This window comes from Lelliottia sp., from assembly GCF_045627565.1.
Lineage (GTDB): Bacteria > Pseudomonadota > Gammaproteobacteria > Enterobacterales > Enterobacteriaceae > Enterobacter.
Genome location: NZ_JAZQNX010000016.1, coordinates 1 through 1,855, shown reverse-complemented (window position 1 = coordinate 1,855; position 1,855 = coordinate 1). Strand labels below are relative to the sequence as shown.

Below are 1,855 nucleotides of genomic sequence, written 5' to 3'. Positions count from 1 at the left end.
GGCGTGCCGCCCGGCTCGGGGAGCGTTCGGTTAACCTGCGGCTTTTGCCGCTTTAGGAGGACGTCCGCGCCGTGCCGCCGGTTTAGCGGCAGGTTTGCGCGTGCGTGGTTTAGTCGTTTTGGGCGCGGGCTCGGGCTTCGGTTTAAGCTGGCGCCCAAGCTGTTCGATATCCTTTTTCACCCCCACCGCACGGTCTAACTGAAACGCGCGCTGCAGGTTCGCCAGTGCCTCACGCAATTGCCCCGCATCGCGCTGCACATAGCCGGTGATTTTGTGCAGCTTCGCGCGCACGATATCGGGCATATCCGCACGCTCAGTCAGTTCGAGGGTGTGGAGCAGGTGCGCCAGCTCAGGCGACTGATGCGCATCGCGCAGGCGCTGCGCAGAAAGCGCGACTTCTTCGGCCAGCAGATACGGCGTGGTGCGACGGTGGCCGCCGACCGGCATCGTCAGGCCATACGTCAGCGCGTAACGGGCAATCTCCAGCGCACCGGCGATATCATCCGCATCGAGACGCCAGAGCATGACGGTCATGACAATGTCATCCTGCGCGCCCTTGCCATTCGCCAGGACACCCGCCACCCACGGCAAATAGAACGGCAGCAGCTCGCGCTTTTTGTCTGCCTTGCGCTCAGTGGATCGGATTTGTTTTAACGTGCGACAGTCTGCGGCCAGCTTAACCAGCATCTGCTCATAGGCAGTTGCATTGCGCAGCGGAGCAGCGCCCCGCTGCGCAGTTTCAGAGGCCGAGACCCGCATCATGTGAAGCGCTGCGGGGCTCGTCATGACTTACTCTCCGCCGTTCTGGTCAGCAGGTGCAGCGGCGCTTTGCTCAGCAGGCGCGGCAAACTCACCAGGTTTGATGTTTTCAATCAGGCAACCGGCGGCGTAAGCCTCAACCACATAATCGATGTTCATCGACTCATAGTTTTCGATGCGGTCTTTCTTGGGCTCCTCGATGATGGCGCGGCGGTGCGCGTCGTCCATGAAGTAAATCGACAGGTTATCGAGGCGCGTAATCATCAGCGCATCCGCCGGGAAGTACGGCACGCGCACGGCGGGCAAATTGCCAATGCGCTTCTGGCTGATGATGATGTCAGCGGCCAGTGATTCGGTGTTTGGCTGCGTCTTGTTGACGATCGGGAAATATTTATCCGCGAGCAGCTTGCGCCCGGTAATGACGACGAGCTCCGGGTCATCCTGATAAATCTCGTCAATCAGGTTGGTCGTGGAATCCATCACCAGCGCATCGAGGTTTTGATAGTCGCCGTTCTCCCCCACGCGGATCACATCGGAAATGACCTTGCCGTCTGCGTCGGTGATTTTTGACATCACGCGCGCTGGCGCTTCCTTACGGTATTTCTGCAGCCAGCCCACCGCCACATCCTGCAGCATCGGATGGTTTGTGCGGTTGGAGGTTTCCGCGCGCTCAATGCCGTTGAAACCGGCCATGATGAAATCGAGCGACTGGCGCTTGATAATCGCGTCACGGATACGGGTCTGGAAGTCCTGGAATCGCGCCCACAGGGCGAGCTGTTTGTAACGGATATGGAAATCAAAGTTGATTTGCGCACATTCGTATTTGTTGGATTCCAGCGCCGTAAAATCGGCGGTCTTGCGCTCGTTATCACCGGCAGTATCAGCGGTGCTCGCAATCGTGCCGTTGACACCCACCCCGACTTTTTCGCCTTTCAACTCATCGACCGGGACGATGTTGATTTTGGTCAGAAACGCGGAGGACACCTGCAGGGTGTTCATCAGGGTTTGCGTGACCGACGGTTCGACGGTGAATTTCTTCGCCACGTCATCAGTGGAAACGCCGTTCAGCTCCGCAACGCGGGACAGGTAGGCATTA

2 protein-coding genes are annotated in these 1,855 nt (G+C 58.8%); both read right to left on the bottom strand.

Translation table 11 applies throughout. From position 1 onward, the window contains the following. Nucleotides 1–30 precede the first annotated feature (30 nt). Nucleotides 31–786 carry a terminase endonuclease subunit gene (locus ACKI5T_RS09685; RefSeq protein ID WP_407437192.1) on the bottom strand — a complete coding sequence of 252 codons (756 nt, stop codon included), beginning with the start codon at nucleotides 784–786 and terminating at the stop codon, nucleotides 31–33. 3 nt (nucleotides 787–789) lie between these two features. Further along, nucleotides 790–1,855: phage major capsid protein, P2 family (locus ACKI5T_RS09680; RefSeq protein ID WP_407437191.1), on the bottom strand; the 1,066-nt coding region annotated here is incomplete at its 5' end.

What these genes read in the sequence shown, in the direction of transcription:
- ACKI5T_RS09685 (WP_407437192.1), bottom strand. Translation starts at nt 786, where the DNA reads ATGACGAGCCCCGCAGCGCTTCACATGATGCGGGTCTCGGCCTCTGAA.